The sequence below is a fragment of the Qaidamihabitans albus genome (assembly GCF_016464705.1).
GTDB lineage: Bacteria > Actinomycetota > Actinomycetes > Mycobacteriales > Pseudonocardiaceae > Qaidamihabitans > Qaidamihabitans albus.
In genome coordinates, this window is the sequence record NZ_JAEHOB010000034.1 from 1 (window position 1) to 16,875 (window position 16,875).

At 68.9% G+C, this 16,875-nt stretch carries 17 protein-coding genes and 1 pseudogene; 6 read left to right on the forward strand and 12 right to left on the reverse strand.

Annotation, left to right across the window (positions count from 1 at the left end):
- Positions 1 to 402 (forward strand): DUF3179 domain-containing (seleno)protein (locus JAP66_RS31350; protein ID WP_199435501.1); only part of this gene is annotated, 402 nt, incomplete at its 5' end.
- Positions 333 to 482, forward strand: coding sequence for a hypothetical protein (locus tag JAP66_RS33420; RefSeq protein ID WP_372449032.1), 150 nt, complete (start codon positions 333 to 335; stop codon positions 480 to 482). The genes JAP66_RS31350 and JAP66_RS33420, both read left to right, overlap by 70 nt.
- 85 nt (positions 483 to 567) lie before the next feature.
- Here the strand turns inward: JAP66_RS33420 and JAP66_RS31355 are convergent, their stop codons facing one another.
- The 8 genes from JAP66_RS31355 to JAP66_RS31390 all read right to left on the reverse strand — a co-directional run bounded on the left by JAP66_RS31355 (position 568) and on the right by JAP66_RS31390 (position 7,703).
- Complete coding sequence (locus tag JAP66_RS31355) at positions 568 to 1,956, reverse strand: FAD-dependent oxidoreductase (RefSeq protein WP_199435502.1); 1,389 nt, start codon at positions 1,954 to 1,956, stop codon at positions 568 to 570.
- Positions 1,953 to 2,588: an aspartate/glutamate racemase family protein gene (locus tag JAP66_RS31360; protein WP_199435503.1), complete on the reverse strand. Its 636-nt coding sequence runs from the start codon at positions 2,586 to 2,588 to the stop codon at positions 1,953 to 1,955. The genes JAP66_RS31355 and JAP66_RS31360 overlap by 4 nt, the downstream gene beginning before the upstream one ends.
- Before the next feature lie 69 nt (positions 2,589 to 2,657).
- On the reverse strand, positions 2,658 to 2,963 hold the full coding sequence (locus JAP66_RS31365; RefSeq protein WP_199435504.1) for a muconolactone Delta-isomerase: 306 nt from the start codon (positions 2,961 to 2,963) through the stop codon (positions 2,658 to 2,660).
- Positions 2,964 to 2,986: 23 nt separating this feature from the next.
- On the reverse strand, positions 2,987 to 3,691 hold the full coding sequence (locus JAP66_RS31370) for an ABC transporter ATP-binding protein (RefSeq protein ID WP_199435505.1): 705 nt from the start codon (positions 3,689 to 3,691) through the stop codon (positions 2,987 to 2,989).
- Positions 3,688 to 4,407 carry an ABC transporter ATP-binding protein gene (locus JAP66_RS31375; protein WP_210770831.1) on the reverse strand — a complete coding sequence of 240 codons (720 nt, stop codon included), beginning with the start codon at positions 4,405 to 4,407 and terminating at the stop codon, positions 3,688 to 3,690. Before JAP66_RS31375 ends, JAP66_RS31370 begins: the two co-directional genes overlap by 4 nt.
- Positions 4,404 to 5,456 (reverse strand): branched-chain amino acid ABC transporter permease, encoded by a 1,053-nt coding sequence (locus JAP66_RS31380; RefSeq protein ID WP_199435507.1) that lies wholly within the window; start codon positions 5,454 to 5,456, stop codon positions 4,404 to 4,406. Before JAP66_RS31380 ends, JAP66_RS31375 begins: the two co-directional genes overlap by 4 nt.
- The gene (locus JAP66_RS31385) at positions 5,453 to 6,460 is read right to left on the reverse strand and encodes a branched-chain amino acid ABC transporter permease (protein ID WP_199435508.1); all 1,008 of its coding nucleotides are present in this window, start codon (positions 6,458 to 6,460) and stop codon (positions 5,453 to 5,455) included. Before JAP66_RS31385 ends, JAP66_RS31380 begins: the two co-directional genes overlap by 4 nt.
- Before the next feature lie 19 nt (positions 6,461 to 6,479).
- On the reverse strand, positions 6,480 to 7,703 hold the full coding sequence (locus JAP66_RS31390; protein ID WP_199435509.1) for an ABC transporter substrate-binding protein: 1,224 nt from the start codon (positions 7,701 to 7,703) through the stop codon (positions 6,480 to 6,482).
- Positions 7,704 to 7,919: 216 nt separating this feature from the next.
- Here JAP66_RS31390 and JAP66_RS31395 point away from each other — a divergent pair, with 216 nt between their 5' ends.
- Together JAP66_RS31395 and JAP66_RS31400 are read left to right on the forward strand one after the other, a co-directional pair.
- Positions 7,920 to 8,708 carry an IclR family transcriptional regulator gene (locus JAP66_RS31395; protein WP_199435510.1) on the forward strand — a complete coding sequence of 263 codons (789 nt, stop codon included), beginning with the start codon at positions 7,920 to 7,922 and terminating at the stop codon, positions 8,706 to 8,708.
- A gap of 2 nt (positions 8,709 to 8,710) precedes the next feature.
- The gene (locus tag JAP66_RS31400) at positions 8,711 to 9,580 is read left to right on the forward strand and encodes an HpcH/HpaI aldolase/citrate lyase family protein (RefSeq protein ID WP_199435511.1); all 870 of its coding nucleotides are present in this window, start codon (positions 8,711 to 8,713) and stop codon (positions 9,578 to 9,580) included.
- 344 nt (positions 9,581 to 9,924) lie between these two features.
- Here the strand turns inward: JAP66_RS31400 and JAP66_RS31405 are convergent, their stop codons facing one another.
- The 4 genes from JAP66_RS31405 to JAP66_RS31420 are packed head-to-tail and all read right to left on the reverse strand — an operon-like array spanning position 9,925 to position 14,808.
- Entirely contained in the window at positions 9,925 to 11,397 is a 1,473-nt protein-coding gene (locus JAP66_RS31405) for a dihydroorotase (protein ID WP_199435512.1), read from the reverse strand.
- The gene (locus tag JAP66_RS31410) at positions 11,394 to 12,818 is read right to left on the reverse strand and encodes an MmgE/PrpD family protein (RefSeq protein WP_199435513.1); all 1,425 of its coding nucleotides are present in this window, start codon (positions 12,816 to 12,818) and stop codon (positions 11,394 to 11,396) included. Before JAP66_RS31410 ends, JAP66_RS31405 begins: the two co-directional genes overlap by 4 nt.
- Positions 12,815 to 13,627 (reverse strand): cyclase family protein, encoded by an 813-nt coding sequence (locus tag JAP66_RS31415; RefSeq protein ID WP_307849801.1) that lies wholly within the window; start codon positions 13,625 to 13,627, stop codon positions 12,815 to 12,817. The genes JAP66_RS31410 and JAP66_RS31415 overlap by 4 nt, the downstream gene beginning before the upstream one ends.
- Entirely contained in the window at positions 13,624 to 14,808 is a 1,185-nt protein-coding gene (locus JAP66_RS31420) for a CaiB/BaiF CoA transferase family protein (RefSeq protein ID WP_199435514.1), read from the reverse strand. Before JAP66_RS31420 ends, JAP66_RS31415 begins: the two co-directional genes overlap by 4 nt.
- A gap of 199 nt (positions 14,809 to 15,007) precedes the next feature.
- On the opposite strand from JAP66_RS31420, the gene JAP66_RS31425 reads away from it, so the two are divergent.
- Both JAP66_RS31425 and JAP66_RS33425 read left to right on the forward strand, forming a co-directional pair.
- Positions 15,008 to 16,333 (forward strand): MmgE/PrpD family protein, encoded by a 1,326-nt coding sequence (locus JAP66_RS31425; protein WP_199435515.1) that lies wholly within the window; start codon positions 15,008 to 15,010, stop codon positions 16,331 to 16,333.
- Positions 16,334 to 16,343: 10 nt separating this feature from the next.
- Positions 16,344 to 16,875, forward strand: a pseudogene (locus JAP66_RS33425) (DUF3179 domain-containing (seleno)protein); the annotation flags it as partial.

Genomic DNA, 16,875 nt, shown 5'->3' on the forward strand with positions numbered 1-16,875 from the left:
CTCACGCCGTCAGCGCCTCATCCAGCCGCGCCCGCAACTGGCCCCGGCAAGGACGGGATCCCACCTATCAACCGGCCCCGGTTCGTGCCTGCCCGGCAAGCCGGGTTCCTTGGCGACGACGAGCCGGTCTTCGGTCTGGAGTACCACGACGAGGTTCGCGCGTATCCGCAGCAGATGCTGGTGTCGCACGAGATCGTCAACGACACGGGTAGCGAGCGAGCCGCTGACGGTCACTACTGCCCGCTCACCGCCACGGTCATCGCCTTCACCAACCCACCCGGCCAGACATCGACCTCGGCACCACCAGCAACCTGGTCAACTCCCACCTGCTTATGTACGACCGGCAAACCGAGTCCGAATGGCCCCAGATCCTGGGCACCGCCATTCGCGGCAAGCGACTGACACCGGTGCATCGTGCTCTTGCTCTACCTCCTCGCCATCGGGGACATCACCATCTCGCCATCCGGCCGGTGGGCCGCTGATCCAGGCGGCACCCGAAAACCTGCTCGAGACCCGCGCGCCCTACCTGTCCGTACTAGTCGTCACCGCAAGGAGGCTTTCGCGTATTTACGCTATGGAGTGTCCCTCCGATGTCGCCGCTGCGACGTGGTCGGCAGCGAGGTAGGCGAGCCCGAAGGCAGGCAGCAGGCCGTTGCCGGCGAGGTAGCCGCCCGCGCCGTGGCCCGAGATGCTCGCGGCGGCACCGCCCGACGCGTACAGCCCCCGGATCGGCTCCCCGCCGGGGCGCAAGACCCGGGCGTGCTCATCGACGACCAGGCCGCCCTGGGTGTGGAACAGCGCCGGGCGCACGGAGATGGCCGCGTACGGCGGCTCGAGGGGGCGCTCCCAGTGGGTGCGGCCGAACGGATCCGCCGCTCCCCCGGCGCTGGCGGCGACCGCCCGAAGAGTCTCGGCTAGGCCGTTGCCGTCAATCCCGGCCGCCGATGCCACTGCCGATGCGTCCTCACCCCAGCGCACACCACCGGACTCCACGGTGTCGCGGTAGTCGGTGAAAGCCATGCATGCCTCGTGGACACGTTGGTCCAGGATGATCCACGCCTCTCCGTCCGCGCGTTCCAGCACCTGGGCCGCGTACTCGGAGTAGCCGGTCGTCTCGTCGCCGAACCGCCGCCCGTCGCCGTCGACCAGGACGGCGCCATACATCACCGTGGCCCAGCCCGCTAGCGTCGCAGCGGGCATGGCGAGCGCCGCGTGCCCCTGGTAGGCGTCGAGGTACGCCGACGCGGCACCGAGCCGCTCACCGATTCGCAGAGCGTCGCCGGACGAGCCCTCGCTGCCGTGGTAGACCGCTCCGGCGATCTCCGGGATGTGGCGGCGTACCAGCTCACGGTCGGCGCCGAACCCGTTGGTGGCCAGCAGCACCGCCCGGGTCGGGATCCGCTCCTCACCGGCCGGCCCGGTCACCACGACGCCCTCCACGCCGCCCGGACCGGTGACCACATCGGTGAGCCGTGCGGGCACGAGCAGGTCGACCAGGTCGGCGTGCCGCGCCCGGCGGACCAGCTGCTGGAGCAGCGTGCGACCGGTACGCCCGGGCACGGTGTGGCAGCGGAAGCGGGAGTGTCCCGGGTACGGGAAGTCGGTCACAAGCGACAGCGGCAGTTCCAGGCCGTCGGCGAGCCACTCGACCAGAGGTGCACTGACGTGGGTCAGCGTCCGCGCGAGCCGCTCATCGGTCTGGCCGCCGGTCTTGGCGCGGATGTCGTCGAGGAAGGCCTCGGGCGAGTCCTCGACACCGGCCTCGCGCTGCCAGAACGTGCCGGCACCGGGCACCATGGCGGTCGACATCGCGGTGTTGTTGCTCATCGCGAAGTGTTCGCTACGCTCGACCACCAGCACCGACAGCCCCTGCTCGGCCGCTCGCAGTGCACCGACCAGTCCGCCACCGGCGCCGGCGACGACGAGGTCCGGTCCTTCCGCATCCTGACCTGTCATCGCGCCACGTCCCTCAGGGCACCGAGCAGCCGAAGCGCGGTCGCGGTCGGGTCGACCTGCCATGGGCCGCCGCTGGCCGACCGTACGTCGACAGCGGAGCAGGCGTTCAGCACCGCGGCGCAGTCCAGGTCGGCCACCGCACGCTGCACCGCGGCCGCCCACGTGGAGTCATCGGCGATGTCGGCCACCGACAGCTCCATCACCGCGGTCGGCTGGGCGTGCGGGATGCCGTACGACCTCAGCTTGCGGTCGAGTTCGGCAGCAATTGCCAGGTTGCGGGCGACGGCTCTGAACCGGAGGCCGAGGCCGGCCAGGTAGTGGGCGGTGAGCCGGCCGATCCCGTGGACCGGCAACGGCAGCCGGTCGGCGTGGTCGACCACCGGGTCGAGCACGCAGTCGGGCAGGTAGGCGTCGTACGCTCCCGCGTCGGCGTTGGCGTACCGTCGCAGCAGAGCTGCCTCGGATGCCGCGACGTCGTCGGCCGTCTCCAGCGCCGTCGGCACTCCCGAGCCACGACCGAGGTTCTCCAGGTGCACGTGCACACTGGCCGGGGCAATCCGGTCGTACCGCTGTTGCCGCCGGGTGAGCTCGTGCTCATCCACCGCGATCGGTGTGATCGACAGGATCCGCATCGCTGCTCCCTCCTTCCCGTCGATGTTGCTGGCTCCCGGCCGTCGCCGGGGCCCACCGGGCGCCGCCCCTCAGTGGCCGCCGGGCCGGATGCCGAGCGCTTGCGGATCATTCGGATGCTCGGCCAGCGCGTGCACCTCGATGTCCATCCACGGATACAGCGGCAGCGTGGTCAGCGCCCGGTGCAGCTCCGTTGCGTCGGTCGCCTCGTACAGGCTCCAGTTGGCCCAGCGGCCAGGGACGCGCCAGACTCGGCGCAGTAGCCCATCCCGGGCGAGTTGCTGGCCCTGCTCGCACTCCTCGGCGAAGATTCGCTCCCGGTCCTCCTCCGGGGCGTCCGCCGGCCACCGGATCTCGATGTGGACCAGGAACTCCACGCGATGCTCCCTTCAGAGATCTTTCACAGGCCGAGGTACGCCTCGCGCACCCGGGGGTCGTCAATCAGGTCCACGCCGGCGCCCTCGAGCACGATGGAGCCGCTCTCGATGACGTACGCGCGGTCGGAGATGGCGAGGGCCTGCTTGGCGCTCTGCTCGACGATGAGCACCGTGACACCGGTATCTCGGATGGCGGTGATTGCCTCCAGCACCTGCGTCACCAGGTTCGGCGCCAGGCCCACGGAGGGTTCGTCGAGCGTCAGGCACCGTGGCCGCGCCATCATGGCGCGCCCGATGGCGAGCATCTGCTGCTGCCCGCCGGACATCGTGTCCGCCCGCTGGTTCCGCCGCTCCAGCAGGATTGGGAACAGCTGGTACACCTGCTCCAGCGACTCCTGGATCGTCGACCTGGGTTGGGTATAGGCGCCCATCTCGAGGTTTTCCCATACCTGCAGGTCACCGAAGAGAGCTCGGTCCTGCGCCACGTGCACCAGGCCGGCACGGACGATCTCGTCGGGACGTCGATCCTGGACTTCCTGGCCGTCGAAGACGACCTTCCCTGCGGTCGGCGTGACCAGCCCGGCGATCGTCCGGAGGGTCGTCGTCTTGCCGGCGCCGTTGGCGCCGATGAGCGAGATGATCTCTCCCTGCTCCACGTGCAGGTCCAGCCCGTGCAGAATCTCCAGCTTGCGGTAGCCGGCATGGATGTCCCGGAGCTCGAGCATCATGCGTAGTCCTCCCCCAGGTAGGCCTCCACGACGGCGCGGTCCTGCGTCACCTTGTGGGGGTCTCCGAGTGCGAGCTCGACCCCCTCGTGCATCACCAGCAGCCGCTCGGAGAGTGCCAGCACCGCGGCCATGATGTGCTCGATGAACATCACCGTGAGCCCGTCCGCGTGCAGCTCGCGCAACAGCTCGATCATCGGTGCCCGTTCAGTCGGCACCAGGCCGGCGAGCACCTCGTCGAGCAGCAGCAGCTTAGGCTCCAGGGCGAGCGCCCGGGCGAGCTCGAGCCGCTTCAGCCCGGCCGTCGGCAGGCTGGCCGACGGTGCGTTCACGTAGCGTTCGAGCTGCACGCGCTCGATGACCGCGAGCGCATGCCTGCGCGCCTCGGAGCGTGACCGGAACCGCTGGTGGGAAGCGATCGCCACGTTGTCGAGCACCGTCATGCTCTCGAAGGGCCGCATCAGCTGGAAGGTCCGCACGAGCCCGACCGAGGCGACCTTGTCGGCTGACCATCCGGTAATGTCGGTGCCGTCGAAGATGATGCGTCCGTGCGTCGGCGTGACCTCCCCGGCGATCAACGAGAACAGCGTCGTCTTGCCCGCGCCGTTCGGCCCGACCACACCGAAGAACTCCTTGTCCGCGACCGTGAGGCTGACGTCGTCCACGGCCGTGAGCCCCGAGAACTTCTTGGTCAGACCCTCGGCCTGCAGCAGGCTCATTTGCGCCACCGGTCCTTGAGCGTTCCATAGATGCCCTTGCGCATGAAGAGCACGATGACGATGAGCAGTGCCGCGTATACCGCGACGTCGAGCCCGGCGACTCCCTGCAGGAATGAGAGGGACCCGGGCGGATCCCGCAGTACCGACTCGATCAGTTCTGCGAGCGGTCCGACGATCAGGGCACCGACGAGCGGACCCCAGATGGTGCCGATGCCGCCGATGACCGCCGGGATGATGGCCTCGATGGAGACCGCGGCTCCGAAGGCTTGGTGTGGACCGACGAAGAAGTGGTACTGGGTGTAGAAGGTGCCTGCCACCGACGTGATCCCACAGCTCAGCGCGACGGCGCCGAGACGGACCCGCATCACGTTGATGCCGAGCGAGGCGGCCGCGACCTCGTCATCGCGTGCGGCCTGCACGAACTGGCCGGCGCGGGAGCGCACGTAGAGGATCGTGATCGCGAGCCCGACCAGCAGCAGACCCGCGGGGATCCACACGTAGATATCGCTGCCTCGCTCGAACTGCAGCATCCAGAAGGATTCCTCGGGCAGGATCGGCAGGTTGAAGCCCTCGGTCCTGCGCAGGAAGTCCAGGTTCTGCACGAGCAGCAGGAACAGCTGCGCGAACGCGAAGGTAGCGAGCGCGAAGTAGGGGCCGGCGAGCTCGTATCTCAGGCACAGGGAAGCGATGCCGACGCCAGCCAACGCTGCGATCGCCGCGCCAACGACCATCGCGATCCACGGGGAGATCCCGTGCTCCACTACCAGGTAGGCATCGGTGTAGGCGCCGATGCCGAAGAAAGCGGCGTGGCCGAAGCTGAAGAGTCCGCCGTAGCCGCTCATCAGGTTCCAGCCGACGGCGATGATCGCGAAGATCAGCGTCTGCACCGCGATGGTCTCGAAGCGGTCATTGGCGACCAGGGGCAGCACCGCGAGCACCACGGCGAGTGCGCCGAGGACGACGAATGCGTTCCTCGTGCTGTTGTCCCTCAGCCGTGGGTCGTCGGCGGCCCTGATGTCCGACTTGAGCCGCTCTGCTGTCGGGGTCATCGGTTCGCTCCGAAGATGCCTTGCGGCCGGAAGAGGAGGACCAGCACGAAGACGGCGAACACCAGGATCAGCGAGCCGGTGCCCGGGAGATACAGCGCGCCGACGGTCTGGACCAGTCCGATGACCACCCCTCCGACCATGGCCCCGACGACGCTGCCGAGTCCGCCCAGCACGACGATGACGAAGGCGAGGATGGTGAACTCCTCGCCCACCGTGGGCGTCAGGCTGAGGAACGGTGCCAGCAGCCCACCGGCCACGGCGACACAGGCCGACCCGATGCCGAACGTCAGCGCGTAGATCCGGCCGACGTTGACGCCGACCAGCTGGGCGCCCTGGCTGTTGGCCGAGACCGCCCGGATCGACATGCCCAGCGATGTCTTCTTCAGTGCGAGGGTGAGTAACAGCGCCACCAACAACGCACCGCCGAAGGCGATCATCCGCTCGTACGACGCGATCGCGCCGAACACCCGTAGGGAACCCTCGACCGAGCTGGGCACCGAAAGCGGCCGACCCCCGAAGATCATCAGCAGTACGTTGATGATCAGAAGCGAAAGGCCCAGGGTCACCAGCAGGGGGCCCTCGTGGTTGCCCTCCAGCGTCAGCTTGTTCAACAGCCCTCGCTGCACCAGCATGCCGAAGCCCATCATCAGTGGCACGGCGACGACTGTCGCCAGGTAGACCGGCAACCCGAGCGACGTGGTCATCCAGTAGACGATGAACATCGACATGCTCAGCATCGCGCCGTGCCCGAAGTTGACGACGCCGAGCACCCCGAAGATGAGGGTCAGTCCGATCGAGACGAGGGCGTAGACACCGCCGAGAAGCAGCCCCGTCACCACGGACTGGGTCACCAGGCCGGGGTCGCGGCCGCCCAGAGTGTAGGTCAGCACCAAGCCGACCACCACCGCGGCGACGACACCTGCGGGAAGCCGGTATGGCGCCGCGCGCCGGATGATGGCTTCCGAGGCCGACGTCTCGGAGACCGCCGTCGCATGATCAGACATCAGTGTGCGACTCCCACTCTCACTTCACCGGGTAGACGATGTCCGAGGTCTTGAACTGCTCCGGGGAGACCTGCTCCACCTGCCCGTTCTGGACCTGCATAGCGATAACCGTGGCGTTCTTGTTCTGCCCGGTCTCGTCGAACACGATCGGCCCGTCAAAAGCCAGCAGCGGATCCTCGATCTTGGCCGCCGCGATGGCGTCGCGGACCTCCGCCGGAGCGTCAGTGCAGGCGTCCTCGAGCGCCTGCTCGATCACCACCGCGGCCTGGTAGGTCAGTACCGCAGCAGTCTCCATCGGCTGCCCGTACTGCTCTTCGAAGCGCTGGCGGATATCCTGAACCCGCTCATCGGTGGCGTCGAAGTGATAGTTCGCGCTCAACACGCCCGTGGCGGCGTTACCGGCGTCAGCCGGGAACGACGTGTTGTCGAAGGCGCCGTTGGCGATGCCGTAGAGGGCGTCGATCTCCGGGTTGAGCTGGTGAACTGCCTGCGCGATGAGCAGGCTGTCGGGGTAGTAGCCGGTCACCAGGATGACGTCCGGGTTCTTCGCCGCGGCCTGGCGCACCACGGTGGTCGCGTCGGTGAAGTTCGTGGGCGAGTAGGTGGTCTCCGAGACCTCCACGCCGGCGGACTTGGCCTCGGCCGCGAAGGCATCGAAGACGCTCTGGCCGAAGGCTCCCTCGAGGTGGATATAGGACACCCGATCGATCGGCTGCCCGTTCTGCTGCGCGATCTCGAAGAGTGCCTGCCCGCCGTCGGTGCCCATGCTTGTGGCGTCCGGCTGGATCCGGAAGGTGTTCTGGTAGCCCTGCTCCAGGATCGCGTCGTCGACCGCGACGTCGATGACGAGCGGTACGCCGGAACGCTCGGCGACGGCAGCGACGTTCTGCGTGACGTCACTCTGGTAGGTGCCCACCAGGGCCACCGCGCCGTTGTCGATCAGCCGCTGGGCCTCGCTCTGACCCGTAGATGCAGTGCCTTTGCTGTCGCCGGTCTCCAGTCGGAGCTGTGCACCGTCGAGGCACTCGATTCCACCGTCCTCGTTGAGGTCGTGGACCGCCATCTTGGCCGCGTTGCTCATCATCGTTCCAACGCCCGCCAGCGAGCCGGTCAACGGGTGGAGGGCGCCGATCGTAACTTCGTCCACGTTGCCTCCGGATCGGCCTCCGCTCGCGTCGTCGCTACAGGCCACCAGGGTGGTGGTCAGCAGGACGGCCGTGGCCACGCCCATCAGCTTCTGCATGTGGATCGCCTACCTTCCATGCCAGTCGGCACGTCATCGGTTCCTCTTAGGGGAACGTTTATGCCGTGCCCCGTTCCGCTCAGGCAGTGCACCCGATCACACTTCTGCCTCGATGCGCGAGTATTGCATGGCACCAGGCCGAATTCCTAGTGACTGACCGAAGGTTTCCGGCGTGATATGGTTTCTCTGAGCGGAACAATACGAGAGGCTGGGGCGATGACCACCGGAACGACGGAGCGGCCGAGGGCGGAGCCGCCGCGGGGCACGGAGACGGCGGACCGCGTCGCGGACGTGCTGTTGCTGTTCGCGCAGGCCGACCGGCCGCTTGGGGTGAGCGAGATCGCCCGATCTCTGTCGCTGAGCAAGGCCGTGGTGCACCGAATCCTGCAGTCGCTCACGTCACGCTCACTGACGCGGGTGGCGCCCGGCAACTCCACGTACATCCTGGGCCCGGCTGCCGCGACGCTGAGCATGAAGGCCTGGAGCCAGCTGGACCTGCGGTCGCTGGCTTCCCCGATCCTGCGCCGGCTGCGCGACGCCACCCGCGAGACCACCACGCTGTCAGTCCTCGTCGGGTACCAGCGAATCTATCTCGACCAGTTCGAGAGCCCACAGGAGGTGAAGATGGTCGTCGAACTGGGTCCACGGTTCCCGTTGCACTCGGGGGCCTCGAGCCGCGCGATCCTGGCCCACTTGCCCGAGAGCTTCGTCGCCGACGAGGTGCGCCAGCTTCAGGAGCGCGACCCCGCGCTCGATGTCGCGGACTACCGGCGGCGGCTGGAGGCGATCCGGCGCAAGGGGTACGGCGTGTCCCGGAACGAGCGCGGGACCGGCGCGGCCTCGATCGCCGCGCCATTCTTCGACGCCGCCGGCAATGTGCTCGGCTCGATCAGTTCCTCGGGTCCGATGTTCCGGTACGGCGAGGAAGGACGCGAGGACCACGTCCAGCTGGTGATCCACGCCGCCCGGGACATCACGAACAAGCTCGCCGAGCGGACGCGTTGATGATGGATAATCGCGTAGTCCCACTGCTGGCGCGTTCTTTCCTCTACGTGCCGGCCGCCCGGCCGGAGCTCTTCGCCAAGGCGTTGTCGGGCCCCGCCGATGCAGTCATCTTCGATCTCGAGGACGCGGTGCCGGTCGATGCCAAGGCCGACGCACGGCACGCAGTCACGTGCTGGCTACTGCAGGACCGCACGGGCAGCGGCACCGAGCGGTGGGCCCGCATCAACCCCGACGCAGTCGCACCGGATCTGGAGGCGGTCGCCCATCCCGGCCTGGCCGGTGTCTTCCTCGCCAAATGCTCGCGCGCCGGACTGCACGAGGTGGGCGCGCAGCTGGACAGGTTCGAGACTGACCGCGGCCTCGCGCCTGGGTCCGTGCGGGTGGTCGGGCTGCTGGAGAGCGCCGAAGCGCTGGCGGACCTCGCCGCACTGGTGCGCGAGCCGCGGCTGACCACGCTCGGCATCGGCGAGGTTGACCTGCTGGCCGAGCTCCGGATGACCCGCAGCCAGCGCTCGGCGGCGGCCATGGACGCGCTGCGCAGCCACGTGGTGGTGCACTGCGCCGCGGCCGGGCTCGCCGCACCAGTCGCTCCGACCTCGACCGCCTACCGCGACCTGGATGCCTTCGCCGAGAGCACCCGGGACCTCCGTGATCTCGGGTTCCGATCCCGCACTGCCATCCACCCGGTCCAGGTGCCGGTCATTCACGAGGTCCTCACCCCCGGCGACGCCGCCCTCGCCGCTGCCCGGGATGTGCTCGCACGGTTCGAGGCGTCGGAGGGCGGCGTGACGACGGACGAGCACGGTCGGCTCATCGACCCTGCCGTCGTCCGCGAGGCCCGCGAGACCGTCGCGCGAGCGTCGGGCCGCTGAGCGCCCCCTGCTGCCGACCAGTCGGAGCGGTGAGCACGAGGTGGAATTCGGGGGGTTGCTCAAAAGTCCGCGTACGTACCCGAGGCAAGGAACTGAACACGCCCGGCCGAAGGCCGTCGGATGTGCGGCTGCGGGTCGCCGGCCAATGACAAGGAACATACGCCCACACAGTCGCGCCCGTAGCCGCTCATCGACAGTGCGTTTTGAACAGACACCGCGGATTCGATCTTACTACGATCCGTTCAGCGTCTGGAGCTTGAGTACAACTGGGCGGTGTGCCCCAGGCGCGGAACTAGTGCATCGGCGGCGATACGGCCCTCCGCCTGCCGAGGGTCGCGGGAGCCTCAGCAAGCAGCACCTGCCCGCCGCAGGTACTGCCCGCGCGGCTCACCGACCACCTCACCGTCGGCGAGCACGGCCTCGCCGCGCAGGAATGTGTCCGTGACCCTGGCGTTGAGAGTAAAGCCCTCGAATGGCGTGTACTCCTGCGTGGACAGCGAGTGGTCTGCCGTGACGACATACTCCACGTCGTCGTCGACCAGCACGAAGTCCGCGTCGTACCCGATGGCCAGTTCGCCCTTCCGCCGCAGCCCGAACCGGTCGGCGGGGTTGCGCGCCACCAACTCGGCGATCCGGTTGTAGGACAGCCCCCGCTTGCGGCCCTCGGAGATCAGTCCGGTGAGCAGGTATTCGGTACCGCCGAACCCGGACTTGGCGAGGAATACGTCGTCGCGCGGGTGCCCGAACTTAGTTTCATCGCGGCAGCACGCGTGGTCAGAGCACACCCACGAGACGTTACCCGCGCGCAGGTGTTCCCAGAGCGCCTCGACGTCCTCGCGCGACCGCAATGGCGGATTCACCTTGCCGCCGGGACCAGCCTGGGTGAAGTCGGCAAGCAGGTGCCCGATGGTCACCTCGCGACGGAAGTCGACGTGCGGGAACGTCTGCTGCATCAGCATCGCGGCCTCGATCGCCTTGCGGGAGCTGAGGTGCAGCAGGTTGATGGTCGGCAACTCGGTCTCGTGGGCCAGGTACGAGGCGATGGTGATCGCCAGGCCCTCGGAGTGCGGCGGTCGCGCGGCGCTGTACGCCTCCAGACCGCTGAGCCTGCCCTCGTCCTCGACCATCTGGGTATAGGCGGCCATGATCTCCGGGGTCTCGCAGTGCAGCGAGAGCGAGATGCGATCCCGGTCGTGGGCGAACCGCTCCTGCTGGCGCGCCTGCTGGATGCCGCGCATCACAAACTCGAAGTGGGCGATGTTGTACGACTGATCCTCTGGGATCATCAGGAAGTCGCGCTGGCTCGCGGAGCGCCCGTGCAGCCCGTGGCTGCCGTAGAACATGAAGATCTTGAACGAGGCGACGCCGTGCTCCTCGATCAGATACGGGATCTCGTTGATGTGCTCGGTCAGGATCGGCGCCACGTGGAAGCTGTAGTCGACGAACGAGCGCCCCTCCGTGGCCTCCAGGATGTCGGGGTAAACCTCCCGGTACGGCCCGGTGCGGTTCAGATAGTAGGCGCCGGTGCGGATATAAGTGATCCCCGAGGTGACGCCACCCTGCGCGGAGGCACGGCTTTCGGAGTCGGCATCCTCGGACAGCGGGTTGTAGATCCCCCAATGCTGGTGCACGTCGACGACCCCGGGGAACAGGTACCGGCCCTGCGCGTCCACCACCCGGTCGCCACGGGCCGCGTCGATGTGCTCCTCGAAGGCGGCGAAACGGCCGTCCTTGGCGGCGACGTCGAGCCGTTCCGGAGCCTCGGCGCCGGGTCGCACGACCTGCGCATTGCGGACCACCAGGTCGAAGTCGGTCATGCTCGCTCCTCTCGGTCGATCCCCATCAGTGGTTCGAGTACGCTGGTCAGGTCGGCGTACCGGTCCAGCTCATGGCAGGCGCCGGCCAGCGCATCGGCCTGCTCCTCGGTCAGCGTGCGCGCGGCGTTCTCCCGGAATTTCGTCGCAAGCTCGTCAAACGACAGCGGCCGCTCCGATCCGCCACGCGTGGTCAGTACCTCCTCGACCACCTCGCTGCTGTCGGTGAGCCGCACGCTGAGCACGGCCGGGAACTGGTGCGGGAAGATTCCGGTGCAGCGCTCGTCGGCGACGACGTCGACCTTCGCCATCACCGCACGGCGGCGCGGGTCCCGGGCCAGCTCGTCGGTGTAGTCGTCGAGCCCGGCGCCAAGGCCGCTACCGCCTAGCAGCCCCACCGCGATGGCGTACGGCCCGCTGAACTGGGCCGCGTAGCCGGTCTCCGGGGCACGCTTGACCTCGATCGGCTCGCCGATGGTCCGCAGGTTGGGCGCGGGTACGCCGAGGGTGAAGCGCTCGACGTCGTCGGGTCCGATCCCTCGCTCGCGCAACGCGGCAGCGGCGTCCACCGCGGCGTGGGTGAAGTGATTGGCCGGGTAGGGCTTGAAGAAGATGCCCGGCACCAGCCACTCGTCGCCGAGGCCGCCGGTGACCGCGGTCGGGTCGTACCGGCCGTGCAGCCAGGCCTGGAAGAAGCCGAATCGGCCCTCGAGCACGGTCGGCGGACCGGTGAGGCCGTGGCCGACCAGCTCGGCGGAGGTCACCGCGGAGTGCGCGGCCCAGCCGCAGTGCAGGCGCTTGACGGTGCCGCCAGTGCGATTGGCTTCGATGATGCCGGAGGCCATCGACGCGGCGACCCCGAGCGCGTCGACGACGGCCTGCTCGTCCCCGGTTACCACCGCGGCTGCGACGGCGCCACCCATCGCCCCGCAGATCGACGTGGCGTGCTGGCCATGCTCGAAGAACGTGGAGTTCTTTGTCTCCTCGTCGTAGCCGGCCATCCCGAGCCGCACGCAGGTCTCGAGGCCGACGGCGATGGCGTGGATCAGCCGCCGTCCGTCGGCGTTGGCCTGCTCGGCGGCCGCCAGCGCCGCGGGCACCACCGCAGCGCTGGGGTGTAGCACCGAGGGCAGGTGGGTGTCGTCGTAGTCGAGGGAGTGCGCGAGGACGCCGTTGACGAAGGCGGCGAGGTTGCCGGGCAACCGCTGCTTGATGCCGACGGCCGAGGCACGGGCGGCACCACCCTGGCTACTGGCCCAGGCGCGGGCGGCACGACTGGTGTCCAGCGGGGCGGCGGCCGCTGCGATGCCCAGCGTGTCGAGCACCCGCATCTTCACGCTCTCCACGACCTCGTGGGGCAGTTTGTCGTACGACGTCCCGGCGGCGAACGCGGCGAGCTGCTGGGCGAGGGTGGCCTCGCTCATGCCGAGATCACCGCGAGGGGGCGCACCGGGGAGCCGGTGGCGCCGTAGATGTTCAGGGGAATGAGGATGAAGGTGAACTCGTGGACCTGGCGGCGCGCCAGCTCCTCCAGGGCGAGCGCCTCGATAATGTAGATGCCGTGCTCCACAAGCAGCACCCGGTGCGCGGGCAGCATCGAGTGACCGGCACGTGGTGCGATCCGCTCGAACGCGATGGTGTCGGCACCAACGGCGTGCGCGGTGCAGGCGGCCAGCCATTCGGCCCCTGCTTCGCCGACGCCGGGGACCCCGGTTTCGCGACCGATGTATGACTCACCGTTGGCGAAGAGGCGTCCCCAGCCACTGCGGACCAGGATCACGTCCCCCTCGCTGACGGAGGTGCCCTGGTGCTCGACGGTGCGATCCAGGTCGGCGACGGTGATCTCGTAGCCGGCCTCGCAGCTGTCCACGCCCAGAGTGCCGGGCACATCGAGCAGGACGCCGCGGCGCACCATGGGGGTGATGGTGTGTACACCGAGCTCGTCGTACTTGCCGCCGACGCCAGCCCCGGCGGCGTCGAGGCCACCGTACATCTTCCCCTGCTGGGAAACGTGGGCGAGCGCGTCGATGTGGGTGCCGACGTGGGTGCCCATGGTGACCATGTCGTTGGCGGCGCTGCTGCCATCGGCCCGCGTCATATCCCCGTGCCGCCTCGGCAGCGTATGCCAGAACTGTGGGTGGTTCGGCGACTGCGGCATCCCGACCCGGAGCTGGCGCCCCAGGTCGATCACCTCGACGCCTGACTGCACCGCCGACAGCAGCCGGTCGGTCACCGGATCACCCCGTTCTGCTTCAGCTCGGCGATCTGCTGGTCGTCGTACCCGAGCGTCGTTAGCACCTCGTCTGTGTCCGCACCGATGGCGCGGCCGGTGAAGCGGATCCGCCCGGGGCTCTCGGTCAGCCGCCACAGCACGTCGTGCTGCAGCACAGAGCCCAGGTCGTCGTCGGGGACCTCGCGGAGCATCTGAGTCTCCCGCACGTGCGGGTCCAGCGTCAGATCCTTGGCGTCGTAGACGGCCGCGATGGCGGCGCCGGCGTCGGTGAAGGCGTCCAGCACCTCCTGGCGGTTGCGCTGCGCGATCCAGTCGCCCACGTAGGCGTCGAGCTCGTCGGCGTGCTCGGCGCGGCCGTGGCCGGAGGCGAACCAGGGCTCGTCGATGACCTCAGGGTGCCCGACCAGGTGCAGCACTCGTTCGGCGATCCGCTGTGCGCTCGTCGAGATCGCGACCCAGCCGCCGTCGGCGGTGCGGTAGGTGTTGCGCGGCGCGTTGTTGGTGGACCGGTTGCCGTGCCGCTCCTCGATAATGCCGAGCTGCTGGTATACCGTCGGCGCCGGCCCGACGGCGGTCATGATCGGCTGCAGGATGTTCATGTCGATGACCTGTCCGCGACCGCGCCGCTCACGGTGCCACAGGGCCATCATCACCGCCGAGGAGGCACTGATGCCGCAGATGCTGTCGGCGAGGCCGAACGCCGGCAGGGTGGGCGGACCGTCGGGCTCCCCGGTGAGGTCGGCGAAGCCGCTCATCGCCTCGGCCAAGGTGCCGAAGCCCGGTCGCTCGGCATACGGCCCGGTCTGGCCGAAGCCGGTGACCCGTACGACGACCAGATCCGGATTGTCCTCGCGCAGGACCTCCGGGCCCAGACCCCAGCGCTCCAGAGTGCCGGGTCGGAAGTTCTCGATGACTACGTCGGCCGTGCCGGCCAGCCGCCGGAATACCTCAGCCCCCTGCTCGCTCTTCAGGTCGAGAGCGACGGTGCGTTTGTTGCGGCTGATCTCCTTCCACCACAGCGGGACCCCGTTCTTACTGTGGCCGTGGCCGCGCATGTTGTCGCCATGCGTGGGGTGCTCCACCTTGATCACGTCGGCGCCGTAGTCGCCGAGGATCTGGGCGCACAGCGGGCCGGCCAGAATCGTGGACGCGTCGATCACGCGCAGCCCCTCGAGTGGCATCGCGCCCGTATCCTCCGGCGATGTTCCGCTAGCAGAAACGTCTCTCACCAATCCGACTCTAGCGCCCCCCGATCGACAATGGAAGCTCCCCTATGGCATCAACGACGGGCTTCCGGATGTCCGTTGACCGGCGCAGGAAGGCGGGGCTAGCGTCGACCAGATGGACGTGGCCGCGTCGTTCCGGCGAGAGGAACGATCAGTGCTTGCAATTGCCCGGCTGGCCACCTTCGTGCACGGCCGGGCCTACGAGGACCTGCCCGCCGACGTGCGGTCCCGGCTGCAGCTGATGCTCACTGACCTGCTCGGCGTCACTGTGGCCGGCATGCGTACACCGGAGCTGCGCGCGTTGATCGCAGGCTGGCAATGCCCGCCCGGAAAAGTTCCGGTGCCGGGCTCGACGGTGCGGACCGCGCCGGACACCGCGGCGTATCTCTCCGCCATCGCTGCCTGCGCGCTGGAACTCGATGAGGGCAACAAGTATGCCGCAGGGCATCCTGCGGCGCACGTGGTCTTCGCCGCGACGGCGGCGGCGCGCCAGGCCGGACGCCCGGTGCCGGGTCACGAGCTCCTGTCGGCCGTGGCGCTCGGGTACGAGGTGGCGGCGCGGTTCGGCCGGGCAACCCGCCGTGACCCGCGCTGGCACACCCACGGCCACTGGGGCGCCACTGGTGCGGCGTGCGCCGCCGGGCTTCTCCTCGGCTGCTCAGCGCGGCAGCTCGCGGCCGCGATAGACGCGGCGACCGGCCTGATGCACATCGCCCCGTGGCACGCTGTGCTCTCCGGCGACTTCACCCGCAACCTCTGGATCGCCGGGGCGAACGAGGCCGGGCTGCGAGCAGCACGGCTCGCGCTGGCCGGCCTGGTGGAGAATCGCGGCTCGGTGGCGTCCTCACTGGGCGACCTGGTGGGCACCCTGGACACCGGGGCACTGGTCGACGACCTCGGGGACCGGTGGCTGGTCGCGGAGGGATACCTGAAGCGGCACTCGTCGTGCTCCTACACCCACGCCGCCGTGGATCTGGTGCAGAGCCTCCGGGCGGCGGGTGGCTGGGGTGCCGACAACGTGCTGGCGGTACGCGTACGGATCCACTCGCTGGCCGCCGCCCTGTTCGGCCGCCATCCGGCGAACCGTCTCGCGGCGATGTTCTCCCTGCCGTTCGTGGTGAGCACCGCCGTGGTCAGTGACCGGGTCGACCCGGCGACGATGGAGCCCTGCACCCCGGCGTTCGAGGAGGCCGAACAGTTCAGCGATCGGGTACACGTTGAGGTCGACGAACGGCTCGACGAGTACCTGCCGAAGCTGCGCTGTACCGAGGTCGACGTCGAACTCCGGGACGGCACGTCCGTGTCATTGGCACAGGGCAACCCAATCGGCGACGCCGACCACTTCCCGCTCGGCACCGCCGAGGTGAGCGACAAGCAGGTCAGCCTGATCGGCGCCGCCGATGCCGCCCGCGTGCAGGCGGTGACGGCCCGGTTGCCGACGTCCGCCTCGGCGGTTCCGGTCCTCGACGAACTCCCCTAAGCACCTATTATCCTGGAAAGCTTGGCGCGCCGCGCATCCGCATACGCGGGTGCTGTCGACCGACACCGGTGCCCTGCGCCGCTACGGCACCGACCCCTACGGTTCCTACACCGGCCGGTCGGGTTACTACGTCGAGGACGGCCTGTACTCCCTGTCCGGCAACGCGATGAACGGTTTCCTGCCAAGGAAGTCGTCATCGGCGTCCGCGCCGGCCCCGAGCGGCTGGCCATACACAAGACCTCGTTCGCCGCCGCAGGAAGGTCGACACCGAACTCGACGGCACGCCGCTCGTCGCACAATCGGACGGCGCACTGGGCACGGCCCGCGCCCGCCACAGCGGCACCGGCGAACCCGCCGACTTCCTCGACGCCATGTGCTTCGCCTGGTATGCCTTCTATTCGAGCACCGGTGTGCTGGCGTGATCCCGCTCCTCACCGGCCTCGCCGCGCTCGGCAACGCATCGGACCGCGTCGCCGCAGCCGCCCTGCGCGCGCCGAGGCAGCTCCACCACGGTGTCCGCCGACCGGGTCCTGGTGGCCACC

Excerpts from the sequence above, each read along its gene's own strand:
- JAP66_RS31400 (WP_199435511.1), top strand. The coding sequence starts at position 8,711 with ATGGATAATCGCGTAGTCCCACTGCTGGCGCGTTCTTTCCTCTACGTG.
- JAP66_RS31380 (WP_199435507.1), bottom strand. The coding sequence starts at position 5,456 with ATGACCCCGACAGCAGAGCGGCTCAAGTCGGACATCAGGGCCGCCGAC.
- JAP66_RS31395 (WP_199435510.1), top strand. The coding sequence starts at position 7,920 with ATGACCACCGGAACGACGGAGCGGCCGAGGGCGGAGCCGCCGCGGGGC.
- JAP66_RS31375 (WP_210770831.1), bottom strand. The coding sequence starts at position 4,407 with ATGAGCCTGCTGCAGGCCGAGGGTCTGACCAAGAAGTTCTCGGGGCTC.
- JAP66_RS31390 (WP_199435509.1), bottom strand. The coding sequence starts at position 7,703 with ATGCAGAAGCTGATGGGCGTGGCCACGGCCGTCCTGCTGACCACCACC.
- JAP66_RS31385 (WP_199435508.1), bottom strand. The coding sequence starts at position 6,460 with ATGTCTGATCATGCGACGGCGGTCTCCGAGACGTCGGCCTCGGAAGCC.
- JAP66_RS33420 (WP_372449032.1), top strand. The coding sequence starts at position 333 with ATGTACGACCGGCAAACCGAGTCCGAATGGCCCCAGATCCTGGGCACC.
- JAP66_RS31360 (WP_199435503.1), bottom strand. The coding sequence starts at position 2,588 with ATGCGGATCCTGTCGATCACACCGATCGCGGTGGATGAGCACGAGCTC.
- JAP66_RS31355 (WP_199435502.1), bottom strand. The coding sequence starts at position 1,956 with ATGACAGGTCAGGATGCGGAAGGACCGGACCTCGTCGTCGCCGGCGCC.
- JAP66_RS31370 (WP_199435505.1), bottom strand. The coding sequence starts at position 3,691 with ATGATGCTCGAGCTCCGGGACATCCATGCCGGCTACCGCAAGCTGGAG.
- JAP66_RS31405 (WP_199435512.1), bottom strand. The coding sequence starts at position 11,397 with ATGACCGACTTCGACCTGGTGGTCCGCAATGCGCAGGTCGTGCGACCC.
- JAP66_RS31420 (WP_199435514.1), bottom strand. The coding sequence starts at position 14,808 with ATGCCACTCGAGGGGCTGCGCGTGATCGACGCGTCCACGATTCTGGCC.
- JAP66_RS31410 (WP_199435513.1), bottom strand. The coding sequence starts at position 12,818 with ATGAGCGAGGCCACCCTCGCCCAGCAGCTCGCCGCGTTCGCCGCCGGG.